Source organism: Ruegeria sp. BH6, assembly GCF_056538105.1.
This window is the reverse complement of the sequence record NZ_JBQFSR010000013.1, coordinates 21,565-37,856: the sequence shown is the minus strand read 5'-3', so window position 1 is coordinate 37,856 and position 16,292 is coordinate 21,565. Positions and strand designations below refer to the sequence as shown.

General features: G+C 58.3%; 13 protein-coding genes and 1 tRNA gene. 2 read left to right on the top strand and 12 right to left on the bottom strand.

Translation table 11 applies throughout. The features are described from left to right. Window positions 1-7: 7 nt before the first annotated feature. The 6 genes from queG to ACR0B8_RS19775 all read right to left on the bottom strand — a co-directional run bounded on the left by queG (window position 8) and on the right by ACR0B8_RS19775 (window position 9,122). A complete protein-coding gene (gene queG, locus ACR0B8_RS19800; RefSeq protein ID WP_170376664.1) occupies window positions 8-1,045 on the bottom strand; it encodes a tRNA epoxyqueuosine(34) reductase QueG in 1,038 nt (345 codons plus the stop codon). A 75-nt stretch (window positions 1,046-1,120) separates the two neighbouring features. Next, window positions 1,121-1,786 (bottom strand): FtsZ-binding protein FzlA, encoded by a 666-nt coding sequence (gene fzlA, locus ACR0B8_RS19795; RefSeq protein ID WP_170349481.1) that lies wholly within the window; start codon window positions 1,784-1,786, stop codon window positions 1,121-1,123. A 58-nt stretch (window positions 1,787-1,844) separates the two neighbouring features. Next, window positions 1,845-2,579, bottom strand: coding sequence for a monofunctional biosynthetic peptidoglycan transglycosylase (gene mtgA, locus ACR0B8_RS19790; RefSeq protein ID WP_170396961.1), 735 nt, complete (start codon window positions 2,577-2,579; stop codon window positions 1,845-1,847). A 116-nt stretch (window positions 2,580-2,695) separates the two neighbouring features. Continuing rightward, entirely contained in the window at window positions 2,696-7,228 is a 4,533-nt protein-coding gene (gltB, locus tag ACR0B8_RS19785; protein ID WP_226688988.1) for a glutamate synthase large subunit, read from the bottom strand. Beyond that, window positions 7,225-7,659: a GFA family protein gene (locus tag ACR0B8_RS19780; RefSeq protein ID WP_170361161.1), complete on the bottom strand. Its 435-nt coding sequence runs from the start codon at window positions 7,657-7,659 to the stop codon at window positions 7,225-7,227. Before ACR0B8_RS19780 ends, gltB begins: the two co-directional genes overlap by 4 nt. A gap of 29 nt (window positions 7,660-7,688) precedes the next feature. Further along, window positions 7,689-9,122, bottom strand: coding sequence for an NAD(P)-dependent oxidoreductase (locus ACR0B8_RS19775; protein ID WP_170361159.1), 1,434 nt, complete (start codon window positions 9,120-9,122; stop codon window positions 7,689-7,691). A 229-nt stretch (window positions 9,123-9,351) separates the two neighbouring features. Here ACR0B8_RS19775 and ACR0B8_RS19770 point away from each other — a divergent pair, with 229 nt between their 5' ends. Continuing rightward, complete coding sequence (locus ACR0B8_RS19770) at window positions 9,352-10,155, top strand: undecaprenyl-diphosphate phosphatase (protein ID WP_170361157.1); 804 nt, start codon at window positions 9,352-9,354, stop codon at window positions 10,153-10,155. Here the strand turns inward: ACR0B8_RS19770 and ACR0B8_RS19765 are convergent, their stop codons facing one another. Next, window positions 10,156-11,139 carry a complex I NDUFA9 subunit family protein gene (locus tag ACR0B8_RS19765; protein WP_170361154.1) on the bottom strand — a complete coding sequence of 328 codons (984 nt, stop codon included), beginning with the start codon at window positions 11,137-11,139 and terminating at the stop codon, window positions 10,156-10,158. A 199-nt stretch (window positions 11,140-11,338) separates the two neighbouring features. Between ACR0B8_RS19765 and ACR0B8_RS19760 the strand changes: the two genes are divergently transcribed. Beyond that, a tRNA-Leu gene (locus tag ACR0B8_RS19760) sits at window positions 11,339-11,425 on the top strand. A gap of 685 nt (window positions 11,426-12,110) precedes the next feature. On the opposite strand, the gene ACR0B8_RS19755 is transcribed toward ACR0B8_RS19760, so the two are convergent. From ACR0B8_RS19755 to ACR0B8_RS19735, 5 genes are read right to left on the bottom strand one after another with little or no spacing between them, the layout of a single operon-like run. Further along, a complete protein-coding gene (locus ACR0B8_RS19755; RefSeq protein ID WP_170506473.1) occupies window positions 12,111-12,806 on the bottom strand; it encodes an RraA family protein in 696 nt (231 codons plus the stop codon). Continuing rightward, window positions 12,803-13,498 carry an alpha/beta fold hydrolase gene (locus ACR0B8_RS19750; protein WP_480659400.1) on the bottom strand — a complete coding sequence of 232 codons (696 nt, stop codon included), beginning with the start codon at window positions 13,496-13,498 and terminating at the stop codon, window positions 12,803-12,805. The genes ACR0B8_RS19755 and ACR0B8_RS19750 overlap by 4 nt, the downstream gene beginning before the upstream one ends. After that, a complete protein-coding gene (locus ACR0B8_RS19745; RefSeq protein ID WP_480659401.1) occupies window positions 13,495-14,619 on the bottom strand; it encodes a cobalamin-independent methionine synthase II family protein in 1,125 nt (374 codons plus the stop codon). Before ACR0B8_RS19745 ends, ACR0B8_RS19750 begins: the two co-directional genes overlap by 4 nt. A 10-nt stretch (window positions 14,620-14,629) precedes the next feature. Continuing rightward, complete coding sequence (locus ACR0B8_RS19740; RefSeq protein ID WP_170550420.1) at window positions 14,630-15,241, bottom strand: class I SAM-dependent DNA methyltransferase; 612 nt, start codon at window positions 15,239-15,241, stop codon at window positions 14,630-14,632. Then, complete coding sequence (locus ACR0B8_RS19735; RefSeq protein WP_226688992.1) at window positions 15,229-16,188, bottom strand: cupin domain-containing protein; 960 nt, start codon at window positions 16,186-16,188, stop codon at window positions 15,229-15,231. The genes ACR0B8_RS19740 and ACR0B8_RS19735 overlap by 13 nt, the downstream gene beginning before the upstream one ends. Window positions 16,189-16,292 lie beyond the last annotated feature (104 nt).

Below are 16,292 nucleotides of genomic sequence, written 5' to 3'. Positions count from 1 at the left end.
GCGGCACTTACGCCAGTTGTTCGACCGCCCAGCGCGCGGCATCTGCCACCGTTGGGTCTGGATCTTCCACCAATCCTTGCGCCACCGGTCGCAACGAAGCCATTCCCGAATTGCCGATGGCATACAGAACATTACGCACGAACCGATCGCGCCCGATCCGTTTGATGGGCGAACCGGAAAACTTCGCCCGAAACGCGGCATCGTCCAATACCGCCAGCTCAGCCAGGGGTGGCGCTTTCAGATCGTCCCGTGCGGCGTACCGGACATCGCTGGCCGCAACGGCGAATTTGTTCCACGGACAGGCCGCCAGACAATCGTCGCACCCGTAAATCCGATTGCCCAGCTTGCCGCGCAGGTCTTCCTCAATCGGACCCTTATGTTCGATTGTCAGATACGAAATGCAGCGCCGCGCATCCAACTGATACGGGGCCGGAAACGCATCCGTTGGACATGAATCCAAACAAGCCCGGCATTTTCCACAATGATCTGTTTCAGCCACGTCGACCGGCAAGTCCAATGTCGTGAAAACAGAGCCTATAAAGGCCCAATTTCCCCAATCTCGGCTGACAAGGTTGGTATGTTTCCCCTGCCAACCCAGCCCTGCGGCATGGCCTAAGGCCTTCTCTGGAACAGGCGCGGTATCAACAAAAACCTTAACTTCTCCGCCGCTTTCGGCAATCAGCCAGCGCGCCAGCCGCTTCAGCCGTTTCTTGACAAGATCATGATAATCCTTGTTCTGCGCATAAACGGAAATCGCTGCCCTGTCCGGGTAATCGAATACGTCCGTTGGATCATGCTCGGGCGCATAGCTTTCGGCCAGCATGATCACCGACCGCGCCTCGGGCCACAGGGCCGCCGGATCACCCCGCCAATGGGTACGCTCAGCCATCCATCCCATCTGCCCATGATACTCAGCCTGAAGAAATGCCTCCAGCCGTGACGGCACCTGCGGTACATCCCAGGGTCGACAAATCCGGCAAGACACAAAGCCCTCGCTCAGTGCCTGCGCCACCAACTTTTCCTTTAGATCCGATCCGCTCTTCATCTGGCCAAAATATATCCTTGGGGGTGAATTGGCCTATAGGGCCAAAAAGGGGCAGACAGCCCTTGTTCCACCCTATCAGAAATCCAGATCGGCGTAATGCGCAGGGGGTCGGAATCCAGGCACCTGATCCGCAAGAATCGACCGAAACGCGGGGCGTGACTTGATCTTGGCATACCAGTCTTTCACCGCTTGCGATCTATTCCAGTCCACGTCCGAGATATAATCCAGCGCTGACAAATGCGCAGCAGCGGCAAAATCGGCCAATGTCATCTGATCCCCCGCCAGCCAACGGCGGTGATCCAAAAGCCAGGCCATGTAGTCCAGATGATATTTGATTGCCCGCGCGCCTTCCTTGACGTTCTTGCTGTCCGGATAGCCTTCACCGGTGACTTTCTTGTTCACCCGTTCATACAGCAGTTTCGAGGTCACCTCGTGGTGAAACTTATCATCGAACCATCCCACCAGACGCCGCACTTCGTACCGGCTTTCGGGTGTTTTCGGCATCAACGCAGGCTCCGGACGCGTTTCCTCGATATATTCACAAATCGCCGCGCTTTCCGCCATCACCTGCCCGTCCAGTCGCAACACCGGCACCTTTCCGGCAGGGTTGCGACGCAGGAAATCCGGGTCTTTCTCCCAGTATTTCTCTTCGACCAGCTCAACCTCGATCTTCTTTTCCGCCAAAGACAGACGAACCTTGCGGCAATAAGGGGACAGGGGAACGTGAAACAAACGCGCCATGAGCTTCCAATCGAACCAGTGTATACCCCCCAGCTTTAGCCTTGAGGGGTGTTGAGTTTCAATCCTCGAAACAATCCGCGCGACCATCTGCGCGGATGGTGGCCGCTCCATCCAGGATCGACGCGGCCCGTCTGCGCGTCCGCACTGACGGATCAGTGACTGAGCGATTGCGGGGTGAGGGCAAAATCGCCGCGATCCGGGCCGCCTGAACCGGACTCAGCCGGGCAGCGGATACGTTGAAATTGCTTTGGGCCGCCGCTTCGACCCCAAATACGCCCTGTCCGGTTTCAGCGACGTTCAGATAGACCTCGAGAATACGCTGTTTGCTCCAGAAGATCTCGACAACCGGCGTGATCGAAGTTTCCAGCGCTTTGCGTACCCAGCTGCGGCCCTGCCACAAGAACACGTTCTTCACCACCTGCTGGGTAATTGTCGACGCCCCACGTGATCCGCCATCTTCAAGCGCATCGCGAATGGCCTCGACGTCAAAGCCCCAATGCTGACAGAAATTCGCATCCTCGGCCGCGACAACCGCGCGGGCCATGACGGGCGAGATCTCTTCTATCGGGACCCAGTCACGCTCGACCTTGCCCAACCGGCGCCATTCAGACCAGATCGTGTGGGTCACGGGCGGGTTCACCACCGAATACAAAGCGACCAATGCAACGACGAACACAACGGCCGCCAACAAGCCACGACTGACCCATCGGCGAAGCCGTTGCATCAGTGGGGTTTTGGCTTTGGATGCCTTTTTTTTCTTACCGCTTTTTTTGCGGACTGCTGCTTTTGCCATGTCACAGCTATACGACGTTGGGCGCGCGTTTGAAACGGGTGTTGTCGGAACAGAGGTATAAGAAAACCCGCGCTGCCAATTGGCGCGCGGGTTTGGGTCTGGTCTGTTGCAACCTGTTATTCAGCCGGAACAGCCGTTGCTTCGGTGGTCAGAGGATGGCTGAGCTTGTTCAGCATCTCTTTCGGGCAAACCTGCAAGAAGTTGGCCTTTTCAACATCCCAATGCTGCAGAATGTCGGCGGCCTTACGGCTGAAGGTTTCGGCCTGATGGGTTTCGATCAGCGATTTCAGCTGATCTTCCCAATGGTCGACGGTCACCGGGCAGGTCACCAGCGTTTCCATGTTCATCAGCGCCTGCGCCTTGCCTTCCGGGTCGTACAGATAGGCCATACCGCCGGTCATGCCCGCGCCAAAGTTGGCACCAATATCACCCAGGATCACCGCGATTCCGCCGGTCATGTATTCACACCCGTTCGAACCGCAGCCCTCGATCACAACCTTCGCGCCCGAGTTGCGCACCGCGAATCGCTCGCCCGCGCGACCAGCGGCAAACAGGTGGCCATCGGTGGCGCCGTACAGGACGGTGTTGCCGATGATGGTGTTGTCATCCGCCTTCAGCGGGCTGACCTGTGGCGGACGCACGACGATGGTACCACCCGACAAACCCTTGCCGACATAGTCATTGGCGTCACCCGACACTTCCAGCTTCAGACCGGGTGCTGCAAAAGCCCCCAGCGACTGACCGGCCGAGCCCTGCAGTTTGACGTGCAGGTGATCGGACTGGAACGTGTTCCGCATGCCAAAGTTCTGCACGATATGGCTTGAGACGCGGGTGCCCACAGTTCGGTGCGTGTTCTGCACCGCATAGGACAGCTGCATTTTCTCGCCGTCTTTCAGGAACCGCGCGGCATCCCGCACGATTTCAGCGTCCAGCGTATCCGGCACTGCGTTACGGTCCTTGTCGCGGTTGTAGACGATATCATGTGCGCCATCGACGGTGATCAGCAGAGGGTTGAGGTCGAGATCGTCCAGATGCGCCGATCCACGACTGACCTGCGCCAACAGGTCGGCCCGGCCGATGATCTCATCAATCGAACGCGCGCCGAGGCTGGCCAGAAGCTCGCGTACTTCCTGCGCATAGAAGGTGATCAGATTCACCACCTTGTCTGCATTGCCGGTGAACTTGGCGCGCAGGTCCTCGTCCTGCGTACAGACACCAACCGGGCAGGTGTTCGACTGGCACTGACGCACCATGATACAGCCCATCGCGATCAGGGCGGCAGTGCCGATGCCATATTCCTCGGCCCCCATCATCGCGGCCATGACGATATCGCGACCAGTCCGCAGACCACCATCGGTCCGCAGGGTGACGCGATCACGCAGGTTATTCATTGCCAGAACTTGATGCGCCTCGGTCAGGCCCATCTCCCACGGCAAACCGGCATATTTGATCGACGTCGCGGGCGACGCACCTGTACCACCGTTGTGGCCCGAGATCAGGATCACATCCGCCTTGGCCTTGGCCACACCGGCGGCAATCGTGCCAACGCCCGAAGACGCCACCAGTTTCACCGTCACCTTGCAGCGCGGGTTGATCTGTTTCAGATCATAGATCAGCTGCGCCAGATCCTCGATCGAGTAGATATCGTGGTGCGGCGGCGGCGAGATCAGCGTCACGCCCTTGGTCGAATGGCGTAAACGCGCGATCAAGTCGGTGACCTTCATGCCCGGCAGCTGACCACCCTCACCCGGTTTCGCACCTTGGGCGACCTTGATCTCCAGCTCTTCACATTGATTCAGGTACTCGGCGGTTACACCGAACCGGCCCGACGCCACCTGTTTGATCTTGGCTGACGGATTGTCGCCATTGGGTTCCGGCACGAAATGGGCCGGATCTTCACCACCCTCGCCCGAGTCGGATTTCGCACCGATCCGGTTCATCGCCACGTTCAGCGTCTTGTGCGCCTCGGGGCTGAGTGCGCCCAGCGACATGCCCGGCGTGACAAAGCGCTTGCGGATCGAGGTGATCGATTCCACCTCTTCGATCGGCACCGGTTTGCCCATGGGTTTGAAATCCATCAGGTCGCGCAGATGGATCGGCGGGTTCGATTGCATCTTGGCCGAATATTGCTTCCACAGCTCATAAGATGCGCGGTTACAGGCCATCTGCATCATATGCATCGAGGTTGCTTCCCACGCGTGAGTCTCACCCGACTTGCGTGCTTTGTAGAAACCACCGATGGGCAGCACATCCAGACCGCTGTCCCAGCCCTTGGCGTGAATTTCTTCGGCTTTGACGCGGATGCCGTGAATACCAATGCCCGAGATACGGCTGATCATGCCTGGGAAATACTCGGCTACCATTGCACGGCTCAGACCCACGGCTTCGAAATTCAGTCCGCCGCGGTAAGAGGAGACAACCGAGATACCCATCTTGGCCATGATCTTGAGAAGACCCTGATCAATTGCCTCGCGATAGCGGGCCACATTTTCGGTCAGCGTGCCATCCAACAGGCCACGTTCTATGCGGTCGGCCAGCGAATCCTCGGCCAGGTAGGCGTTCACAACTGTCGCGCCACAACCAATCAACACGGCAAAATAGTGCGGGTCGATACATTCCGCCGACCGCACGTTGAGCGAGCTGAAGGTCCGCAGACCCTGACGTGTCAGATGGCTGTGTACCGCGCTTGTGGCCAGGATCATCGGCATCGCCACTTTGTCCGGCCCGGAATACTGATCGGTCAGCACCAGATGCCCTGCACCAGAACGCACGGCCTCTTCCGCTTCGGCTCTGATACGGATCAAAGCGCGGTCCAGCGCGCCCTCACCGGGTTCAAAGCTGCAATCGATCTCAGCCAGCGGCGCGTTGAAGTTTTCGGCCAGAATTTCCCACTGAGCGTTGCCGACAAAAGGGCTTTCCAGAACGATGATCTCGGTCTGGCTACTGTCCTCGTCCAGCACGTTCTTGAGGTTCCCGAACCGCGTCTTCAACGACATCACGCGGTATTCGCGCAAGCTGTCGATGGGCGGGTTGGTCACCTGGCTGAAATTCTGCCGGAAGAAATGACTCAGCGGACGGTACTGCTTTGACAGCACAGCCGAAGGCGTGTCATCCCCCATCGAGGCCAAAGCCTCTTTGCCGTCCTCGGCCATGGGTGCAAGGATCTGCTCAAGTTCTTCGACCGAATATCCAGCCGCGATCTGACGCTTGCGCAGTTCCTCACCCCTAAACAAGGGCTGTTCGGTTACACTGCCCAGCGTAGTGTCCAGATCGTTGATTTTACCGACCCAGTCGCCGAACGGCAGGGCGCGCGCCAGCTTGTCCTTGATTTGCTTGTCACGGAACAGCTTGCCCTTCTTCATATCCACGGCCAGCATCTGCCCCGGACCCAGCGCGCCTTTTTCGGTCACAGTGGCCTCATCAATGGGCACCATACCAGCCTCAGAGCCCGCAATCACCAGACCATCGCCCGTCACCACATAGCGCATCGGGCGCAACCCGTTCCGGTCCAGACCGGCACAGACCCAGCGGCCATCGGTCATCGCCAGCGCGGCGGGACCGTCCCACGGCTCCATCACCGAGTTGCAGTAGGAATACATGTCACGCCAGGCCTGCGGCAGTTCCACCGCCTGCTTGGACCAACTTTCCGGCACCAGCATGGTTTTCGCCATCGGGGCCGAGCGGCCCGCGCGCACCAGGACCTCGAAAACCGAGTCTAATGCGGCCGAATCCGACGATCCACCCGCGATGATCGGCTTGATGTCTTCGGCATAGTCGCCAAAGGTGCCACTGGCCATGCGGATCTCATGACTTTTCATCCAGTTGACGTTGCCCTTCAGGGTGTTGATTTCACCATTATGGGCCAGCATCCGGAACGGTTGCGCCAACCACCATTGCGGGAAGGTGTTGGTCGAATAACGCTGGTGATAGATCGCAAAGGCGGATTCGAACCGCTCATCCATCAGGTCGGGGTAGAAAACCGCGACCTGCTCAGCCAGCATCATGCCTTTATAGATGATCGAGCGGCAGCTCAGCGACGCCAGATACAGGTCCGAAATCCCGGAAGCGGCGGCAGCTTTTTCAATACGGCGACGGATGACGTACAGCTCACGCTCGAACGTCTCTTCATCTACACCTTTCGAGTTCGAGATCAGGATCTGTTCGATCTCGGGTCGGGTCGCGTTGGCCTTTTCACCCAAGCAGGTCACATCGACCGGCACGTGACGCCAGCCGTAGATGTAATAGCCCATGCGCAGAACTTCGGTTTCTACGATGGTCCGGCACTGTTCCTGCGCGCCGAAATCGGTACGAGGCAGAAACACCTGACCGACAGCTATCAACTGGTCCAGATTGGGCTCATGACCTGTGCGGCGGATCTGGTCATAGAAAAAACGAACCGGGATCTGCACGTGGATGCCCGCACCATCACCGGTCTTGCCATCAGCATCCACGGCGCCGCGGTGCCAGATCGCTTTCAGCGCATCAATACCGGCGTCGACAACCTTGCGTGATGCTTTGCCGTCAACGGACACAACAAGACCCACGCCACAGGAAGAATGCTCTTCTTCTTCGGAATAGAGACCGTTTTTTGCCATCCATTCACGTTTGGCTTCTTCGGCCCGTACCCAATCGGCATCATATTTGTTCATTGGCTGTCTCCTTCTTCCGAGGGGGCAAACATCGCCTCGACCTCGGCTTTGGTCATTTGCTTGCGCTCACCTGCGAACGCATATCCTTTGGGCTTTTTGTCTATAAAAAGTTCCAGTTGCAGTCCGTGGCCCGTATCTTCGAACAGGCCCGCTGCCATTTCTGTGTGTCCGTGCATGTCGCCGTGCGCGGTGACCCGATACCACAGGGCCGAGCCGCATTCGGCGCAAAAGGCGCGCTCGGCCCAGTCGGACGAGGTAAAGGTCTTGACCGGCCCCAGCGCGGCATACCCCTCTTCGGCTTGAAAACTCACCAGCATTGAACTGGTCCAGCGGCGGCACTGGTCGCAATGACAGGCACCCAGCGCATCCTTCGCTGGGGTGGCGGTGACGGTGACCGCACCGCACATGCATTGGCCTTGCAGTTCAGGCATTCCTGACCCTCCTGTCGCTGGGCTGGGTGTTACTCGGCTGCGACGGCAGCCTTGCTGTTGAACCTGTCAATGATCGCATCAGCACAGTCGCGGCCGTCACGGATCGCCCAGACCACCAGCGAGGCGCCACGCACGATGTCACCAATGGCATAGACACCGTCCATCTCGGTTTCGCCGGTTTGGAACGCGGCCTTAACGGTGCCCCAACGAGTCACGGGCAGGTCGGGCTGACCAAACAGCGTAGGCAGGTCTTCGGGCTCAAAGCCCAGCGCCTTGATGACCAGATCGGCCTCTTCGACATAGTCCGCACCTTCGATGACCTCGGGGGCTTGGCGGCCAGTGGCATCTGGCTGACCCAGACGCATCTTTTGCACCATCACGCCGGAAACCTTGTCATCGCCGGTGAACCCTTTGGGGGCGCTCAGCCATTCAAAGATCACGCCTTCTTCCTCGGCATTCTGCGTTTCACGCTGCGATCCCGGCATGTTTGCCCGGTCACGGCGGTACAGGCATTTGACCGAGGTCGCCCCTTGACGGACCGAGGTGCGTACGCAGTCCATCGCGGTATCGCCGCCACCAATCACAACAACTTTTTTACCGTTGGCATTCAGCCGGCCATTGTCGAAATCCTCGACCGCGTCACCAAAGCTTTTGCGATTCGAAGCGGTCAGGAAATCAATGGCAATTTCGATACCGTTCAGGCCACTGCCTGGCATTGACAGATCACGGGATTTATAGACCCCGGTTGCGATGATCACTGCATCATGCTTGGCGCGAATGTCGTCGAATTTGGCGGCGTCCACGTCGCAGTTCAGCTCGAACTTGACCCCGCCATCAGCCAGCAATTCGTTGCGACGCTGAACAATGTCCTTTTCCAGCTTGAAGCCTGGAATACCGTACATCAACAGGCCACCGGCACGGTCGTGACGATCATACACAGTGACCTGAATGCCAGCCCGGCGCAGCATGTCCGCAGCCGCCAATCCACCGGGTCCGCCGCCTATGATACCGACGCTTTCGCTGCGCTCGGCACCAGGTGCCACGGGGGTCACCCAGCCTTTGTCCCAGGCGGTGTCCGTGATGTACTTTTCAATCGTGCCGATGGTAACCGTGCCGTGGCCTGATTGTTCGATCACACAATTACCTTCACAAAGACGATCCTGAGGGCAAATGCGGCCGCAGATTTCCGGGAAGGTATTGGTGGCCTGGCTCGTCTGATACGCCTCCTCCAGACGGCCCGTGGCGGTCAGGCGCAGCCAATCGGGGATGTTGTTGTGCAGCGGGCAATGCGACTGGCAATACGGCACTCCGCATTGGCTGCAGCGACTAGCCTGTTCTTCCGCCTTAGCTGCGGCGTATTCAGCATAGATTTCGTCAAAGTCTTCTTTGCGGTCATCGGCGGCACGCTTTTCAGGCATGACGCGGTCGATCTGCACAAATTTCAGCATCGGTTGCTTGGCCACGGGTCAGACTCCATGAATTGGCTTGGTCGCGCCTGTTTAAGAGATACCTTATCGGATTAAAAGTCAATTATGCTGACCTAAATTAAAAAAATATTCGACGTCAGGAAAAGTAATTGGAAAATGTCGTCATTTTTAGTTCCGCTTCGGACCTTTTTACGTGCTTTCCTTTTCGGCACCGCACTTATACCCATTTCCCCTAACAATACGCGGCGGCAGCACGGCAGGTTAAATGAGTCTATTTCAGTTGATTCTCGCGGCGATTATTCAGGGAATAACCGAGTTCTTGCCGATCTCTTCCTCGGGTCACCTGATCCTGCTGCCCAGCTTAACCGGTATGGAAGATCAGGGGCTGGCCATCGACGTCGCCGTGCATGTCGGCACGTTGGGCGCGGTTATCCTGTATTTCTGGTCTGATGTGAAACAGGCCGCTGCCGGCCTGCCCAGCGCCCTGACCGGGCAGATCGACACCCCGCAAGCGCGGCTGGCGATGAGCCTGATCATCGCAACGATTCCCACGGTTATCGTCGGTGCCATTCTTTTCACAACTGGTTTCAGCCAGTCCCTCCGATCCATGGCGGTGATTGGCTGGACCATGCTGGGTTTCGGATTGTTGCTGTATTGGATGGACCAAAAGGGGCCCCAAACCAAGAAAACCAACGATTGGGGCCCGCGCGATGCGATCATCATGGGATTGTGGCAGGTTCTTGCGTTGATCCCCGGCACCTCGCGGTCAGGTATCACCATCACCGGTGCGCGGCACCTGGGGTATAGCCGCGAAGACGGCGCGCGGATCGCGATGCTGATGTCGATCCCGACGATTCTGGCCTCGGGCGTATTACTGTCGACACAGGTGATCCGCGAGGCGGATGCCCAACTGGCTAAGGACGGTGCCATAGCCGCTTTTTTTGCCTTTATCTCGGCCTTATTGGCGCTTTCCTTGATGATGCGCCTGCTGCGCAGCGTCAGCTTTACGCCTTATGTAATATATCGCGTGATTCTTGGGGCAATCCTGCTGGTGATTGCCTATAGCTGATCAGGTACGCAGGTTGTCTGCCGATTTCTGAATCTCATCATACTGACCCGAGGGACGGAACTTCCACAGGTAGTCCGGCAAGATGGATTCCAAAGTAGCCGGTTCGATCCCCAAATCGCCAAAGCCTTTGGCATCGCCCGACACCACATTGTCCCGGCGCAGATTCGTCAGCTGATCGCGCGTCAGAATGTGGTTGGGAAACAGCTGAAAACTGACAAATTTGGCTATATCCAGCACACCCGCCATGATCCGGGCGGCCCAGAACGGCACACCAACAATCACCCGGCGGCGATGAATCACCCCCAGCATCTGCTGCATCAGCGCGCGGAAGGATTTTACCTCTGGGCCGCCCAGCTCATAAGTGCCACCCTCGGCCTGCCCCAGAACGCCCTGCACGGCGGCCTTGGCGACATCATCCACATAGACCGGCTGGAACTTGGTCTCTGCGCCGACTAAGGGAAGGAACGGCCCCATCCGGGTCATCCCGGCAAAGCGGTTAAAGAACTGGTCCTCGGTTCCGAAAATAACCGACGGGCGCAGGATCACCGCGTTCGGCATATGCGCCAGCACACCGGCCTCGCCCTGTGCTTTGGTGCGGGAATACTCGCTTTTGGACGTGGCGTCCGCGCCGATGGCCGAGATATGCACCATCCGCGCAACACCCTGTTCGGCAGCGATGCGCGCGATCCGCTCAGCCCCTTCGGCCTGTACCGCGTCAAATTCGTTCTTACCCAGCTCGTTCAGCACACCCACGCAGTTCACCACCGCATCGGCCCCATGCATCACGGCAGCAACCGACGCATCATCGCGGATGTTGCACAAAATGGGTTCAACCTGACCAACCACGCCATAAGGTTTGACGAACATCGCCTCATTCGGGCGCCGCACTGCGACCCGCACACGCCATCCTTCATTTGCCATACGCCGGGCGATATACCGACCGACAAATCCCGATCCGCCATAAATCGTGACCAGTTTGGACATGCGAGGGCTCCTGCTGATTGGTCTTGATCCGATCTACCGCCCAAAGCCCCGGCAAACAAGGCGCAATAACGCCGCGCGTCCGCGAAAACCCCGACAATTTCCCAAGCGTTTCGGAGGTGGGTCAAAAAACTTGTGAAAATCTTCCCGAATCTGGTTGACGCCCCCCGTCAGTAGGCTTAAACGCCGCTCCACGACACCTGCCCAGGTGGCGGAATTGGTAGACGCGCTAGCTTCAGGTGCTAGTGTCCGTATGGACGTGGAGGTTCGAGTCCTCTCCTGGGCACCATATCCCCGACAGATTTTTGGCTTGTCTCTGATCGTTTCAAATACGTGTTCGGGTGACGTATTCCCCCAATTTCTATCTAATGGACGTCTCTCCCTTAGGGCTATGCTATGCCAGATTCCTGCGGAGACAGACTGGCTAAATGTTCCCGTACAGGCCTTAGCGTGACCCGCATCTTTCGTGACGCTACGTCACGAAAACGGGCCGGGTGAGTGAGCATCTTTACGTAAAGGTAAGCTTTCCAATCATTTTTTGACTGGTCGGTTAATAAATGACGCAAAAACCCGGATTCTTCCCCCTTACGGTGGCAAACGACTTGCCTAAATGCGCCCTGTCGCTGCGGATCATCACTCACGGATTAATGATCCTCGAGCTCTCGACCATAGGGTTCGGGTCGGGTCCGCAGCGGCAAATTTTAGGCTTTGAATTTGAAGGACCGCAACAATGAAGAAAAATTCGTTTCTCAGTCGCTTCAAGTTAGTGAAAGCGCACCGGATGGACGTGTCAGTAGATGACCTGTCTTCGGATTATCGGCGCAGGCTGCCCCTGGTGAAGAAATCTGAACTTAAGGTACTTTTTCGAACCGTTCTGGAAGAAAAGCGGGCTGACCTGCCATCGCGACGCCGGTGATGGCGTACCACCCCGGATGGTTCAGACCCGTCCGTTTGAACCGGTCAGTCTTACCCTGTCAGACCCGGGATTTTTCGAACTTTTCCCAAGCGGATTGAAACGCATTGAAATCAAACCCCGGCTGTGTGGCAGCGTCGAGGACGATGCGCTCGGTGGACAGTAATTTCTGAATTGCGTCCTCTAACTGGTCGACAACATCCTCTGGTATCACCAGCGCTCCGTGCTGATCGGCATGGATCAGATCACCGGGATTGACCGAAAGACCAAAGATCGAGACCGGCGTATCGACCGCGCGCACGTGGACAAAACCATGGCTTGGCCCGACCGATCCGGCAACCACCGGGAACCCCTGGGGCAGATCGCCAAGGTCGCGCATGACACCGTTGGTTAGCGCGCCGGACATGCCGAACCCCTTGTGTACGGTGGTGTTGATCTCACCCCAATAGGCACCGATACAGTTGGGGAAATCGACATCCTCGATCACCGCAACCGAGGGTGCGGGACCTTCGGCCATGTATTTGTAATAGGCCATCCGGCGTTCCCTGATGACCTCAAGCGCCTCGGACGGAGGCTGCACAGCGGCGATCTTTGCCGTACGGGCATAGCCCACGATCGCAGGTTCCGACGGGGCCGAACACAGCATGGTGCCGCGCGAGAAGCCGTCAAATCCGCGCTTGCCCTGCGCCACCTCGATGGCGTTGCAGACGGTGGGGGTGTCAACCTTGCGCAACAGGGTCAGAAGGGAAGGTGTCATGGAGCCTCCAGCCAGCGGATCAGGGCCGCTGTTGTGTCATTGGGTTGTTCCAGAGTGGGCAGGTGCCCGGCCTCTTCGATGATTTGTAACGTGCTATTGGGCAGAAGGTCGTGCATCAACTGGTGCCGCTCGACCGGGCACAGGCCATCCTCGCGCCCGCACATCACCAGTGAGGGACCCGTGTAGACGGCCAGTGTTTCGGTCTGGTCCGGGCGATCCATCAAAGCGCGGGATTGGCGAAGGAATACGTCCGGTCCCAGATCAACGGCCATCGCCATGCACAGGTCCAGAATTGCCCCCTGATGCGGGCCGTCAGCCAGATAATTGGGCTTCATCTCGTCGCGCATCACCTGCCGCAGCTGACCCGCCTGAACGGCCTTCATCTGCGGGCCACGCCGGGCTTTGACCTCGGGCTTTTCGGCCAGCGGATTGGTGTCCAACAGCGCCAGCCGTTCAACACGGCCGGGGGCTTGCCGCACCACCTCCATCGCAACGATGCCGCCCATCGACAGCCCCGCCAATGCAAAAACCGGCGGCGCGTTCGATAGGATATCAGCCGCCATTGCCTGCACGCTGTCTTGCATTGCCAACGGGAAAGTCATCAGGGGGCGCGACCCGGACATTGCCGCGATCTGCGGCTGAAACAACCGCGCATTGCACATCATACCCGGCAAAAGAACCAGCGGTGTCATGCCGAGGCCAGTTTTGCACCCTCGGACAATGCCGTCAGCTTGGCATAGGCAATATCGGGATCCACCGCGCCAAAGCCTGCAAAGGTGCCAAACCCACAATCGCTGCCCGCGATCACCCGATCGGCACCGACGATATTGGTAAACCGCGTGATCCGCTGCGCCACCAATTCAGGGTGTTCGACGAAATTGGTGGTGGTGTCGACCACACCGGGAACCAGAACCTTGTCGTCCGGAATCTCGGAATTACGGTCGCGGAACACGGTCCATTCATGGGCGTGGCGCGGGTTCGAGGTTTCAAACAGCACGTAGCGGGATTTGGTCGCCATCAGAGTGCTGAACACCTTATCCATGGCGATGTCACAACAATGTGGCCCTTCGTAATTGCCCCAGCAGATATGCACCCGCACCCGGTCCTGCGGAACATTCTGCAGCGCGTGGTTCAGGGCCTCGACATGCATGTCGGCGATTTTGACGAACTCTTCATCGGTCAGGTCGGTGAACAGCATGTGCCGCGACAGGGCCAGATCAGGGCAATCCAACTGCAAATCCAACCCGGCGGCCACGATGGTTTCGTATTCCTCCTTCATCGCATCGGCCAGCGCGGCCAGATAAGCCTCACGCGTGGGGTAGAAATCGTTCTGCAGAAACAGCGAGATGACCCCTGGCGAGGCGGCATTCATAAAGCCCTGCCCGGCCCCGTGCTGCGCCATCGCAGCCTTGAGGTTGGCGATGTCCTTCTCAAGCTCACCCTGCCCTTTCGACCGCACCTCGCCGGTACATTGAGGCCGCGCGTATTGGGGCGTACCGCCATCATCAGCCAGCCGTTGAAGAAAACCGGGGAACATCTTCAGGTCAGCGGGCGCATTGCGCGGGCTGTCGCCCGAAAACCCAGTGTAGCGGTCTTTGACATAGGTGGCATAAGAAATCTTTGAGGTCTCGCCATCGCTGACAATATCCACACCGGCCTCGACCTGCTTGCGCACGGTCTCGGCCACGGCGTTAGTCATGCAGGCGTCAAAGGCAGCGGGGTCAAAGGGTTCCTCCCGCTCGCGCGCGAAGATGAAATCCACCACATCCTGAGTTCGTGGCAAGGATCCGACATGTGTTGTCTTTACGGTCATGGAACCTCCGTTAATTCTTGCGTGCCATCAGTACTGTGTGGCTTTGGGTCTCCGGATCCTTGGCTAGAAATCCGGTCATGATCATCCCGTTTTCTTCAAGACAGGTGGCGTAACCGGCGGGTGAGAGAGAGGCGTGATACACGGGTTCGCCGCCAACAGTTCCCTGTTCCTCACCTGCGCTGGGGCCAACGGTCAGCATCAACATTCCGCCCTTGCGCAGATGGCGGGCCATCCGGGCGATGCAGTCTTTCTGCTCGTCCGCGGTCAGATGGAAAAAGCTGTTCCAGGCGACAATACCATCAAAGCTCTGGTCCAGTTCGAAATTACGCATGTCGGCCTGCCGCCAGTCTCCATCAGGCCAACGGCTATGGGCGATCTCAAGCATGGCCTCGGAAAAATCGACACCTGTGACGGTGAACCCTTCGGCCTTGAACCATCGGGCAATGGGCTCACCGGTGCCGCAGCCCAGATCAAGGACGTGATCGCCGGGCTTCAGACTGGCGGTGAAGCGCGCCAGCCAGCGCGCTTCGAACAAAGCCCGCGAGCGTTGCTCGTCATAGGCTTTGGCCTGCCGTTCATAAACGGCGTGGGTATCGTTCGGATCGACGGTCATCCGACCCATGTGGCTCCGGCGGGGTCATCGGTCGCCGTGATGCGGTACAGGCCTGCCTGCCCGGTCATGGACGGCGCGACGGTGTAGGTTTCGCCAGGCATCACCAGCGCGGTATCGCCGTTTGACAATGTGACCTCATATCCGTCTACGGTGATACGCCAGTGACCACTGGCCGGCATCAGAACCACCGGCTTTTCAGCTTTGACCGGATCATTCAAAGCCGAACCACGGGTCAGGAAATCAACCTCGAACCCCGGCTTGTCCTTGATAAGACCGGTCTCACCAATCACCAGCGCAGGTTTATCAGCGCCCAGCGCCATCAGGTCCCAATAGCGGGCGACGTATTTGCCGATCACCGCGTCGACCGGCACCTCGGGATAGGCTTGCAACTCTGCTTCGTTCAACAAGGGCATCGGCCGGACATTGTGGGGCAGTTCCTGACCCTTTTTGCTGTCATAAAGCACACCGTTGTCGCCCAACATCAGACCATGCGCCTGTGCGTCCTCGATCACCTGCGGGGCCCATGTGACACCGCCACCGGCATCATCGCCACCGAGGATCGACATAATCATGCCGTAGTCCTGACCGACATTCTCGAACCCGCGGAAGATACCTGTGGGGATGTTAAAGATATCCCCCTCTTCGGCAGTGAATTCTCCGGCCGTGCCATAGCGTCCCCAGAAGAACCGCCAGCGGCCTTTCGCGACAAAGAACACCTCGGCCGTGGTGTGGCTGTGCAGCGAGTTTCGGCATTTCGGCGGCTGACCCGCTGCACCGATGTTAAAGCCGATCTTGTCGGTGATGTGGACGTGCTGATCGGGCGATTCCGACACGCCGCCACCGATGATGGTAAAGTTCTCTTTCTGATCGCTGCCCGGAGTGTGAGCGTCGATAAAGGCGGTTTTACAGGGTTGCAGCTCGCCATAACGGACGATGCGTTGTTGAATGGTACTCATGACGGTGTCTCCTTGGATTTGGGGGAAAGATGGGATCAATTCCCGCCCCCCGGAGGCCGATTGTTCAGACGCCGCGCGCGCAGCGACGCACGATGGGTATGATA

Coding starts and splice junctions, on each gene's coding strand:
- ACR0B8_RS19780 (WP_170361161.1), bottom strand. CDS start 7,659: ATGCCTGAACTGCAAGGCCAATGCATGTGCGGTGCGGTCACCGTCACC.
- gltB (WP_226688988.1), bottom strand. CDS start 7,228: ATGAACAAATATGATGCCGATTGGGTACGGGCCGAAGAAGCCAAACGT.
- ACR0B8_RS19755 (WP_170506473.1), bottom strand. CDS start 12,806: ATGACACCTTCCCTTCTGACCCTGTTGCGCAAGGTTGACACCCCCACC.
- fzlA (WP_170349481.1), bottom strand. CDS start 1,786: ATGGCGCGTTTGTTTCACGTTCCCCTGTCCCCTTATTGCCGCAAGGTT.
- ACR0B8_RS19765 (WP_170361154.1), bottom strand. CDS start 11,139: ATGTCCAAACTGGTCACGATTTATGGCGGATCGGGATTTGTCGGTCGG.
- ACR0B8_RS19740 (WP_170550420.1), bottom strand. CDS start 15,241: ATGGGTCGGATGACCGTCGATCCGAACGATACCCACGCCGTTTATGAA.
- ACR0B8_RS19770 (WP_170361157.1), top strand. CDS start 9,352: ATGAGTCTATTTCAGTTGATTCTCGCGGCGATTATTCAGGGAATAACC.
- mtgA (WP_170396961.1), bottom strand. CDS start 2,579: ATGGCAAAAGCAGCAGTCCGCAAAAAAAGCGGTAAGAAAAAAAAGGCA.
- ACR0B8_RS19735 (WP_226688992.1), bottom strand. CDS start 16,188: ATGAGTACCATTCAACAACGCATCGTCCGTTATGGCGAGCTGCAACCC.
- ACR0B8_RS19750 (WP_480659400.1), bottom strand. CDS start 13,498: ATGACACCGCTGGTTCTTTTGCCGGGTATGATGTGCAATGCGCGGTTG.
- queG (WP_170376664.1), bottom strand. CDS start 1,045: ATGAAGAGCGGATCGGATCTAAAGGAAAAGTTGGTGGCGCAGGCACTG.
- ACR0B8_RS19745 (WP_480659401.1), bottom strand. CDS start 14,619: ATGACCGTAAAGACAACACATGTCGGATCCTTGCCACGAACTCAGGAT.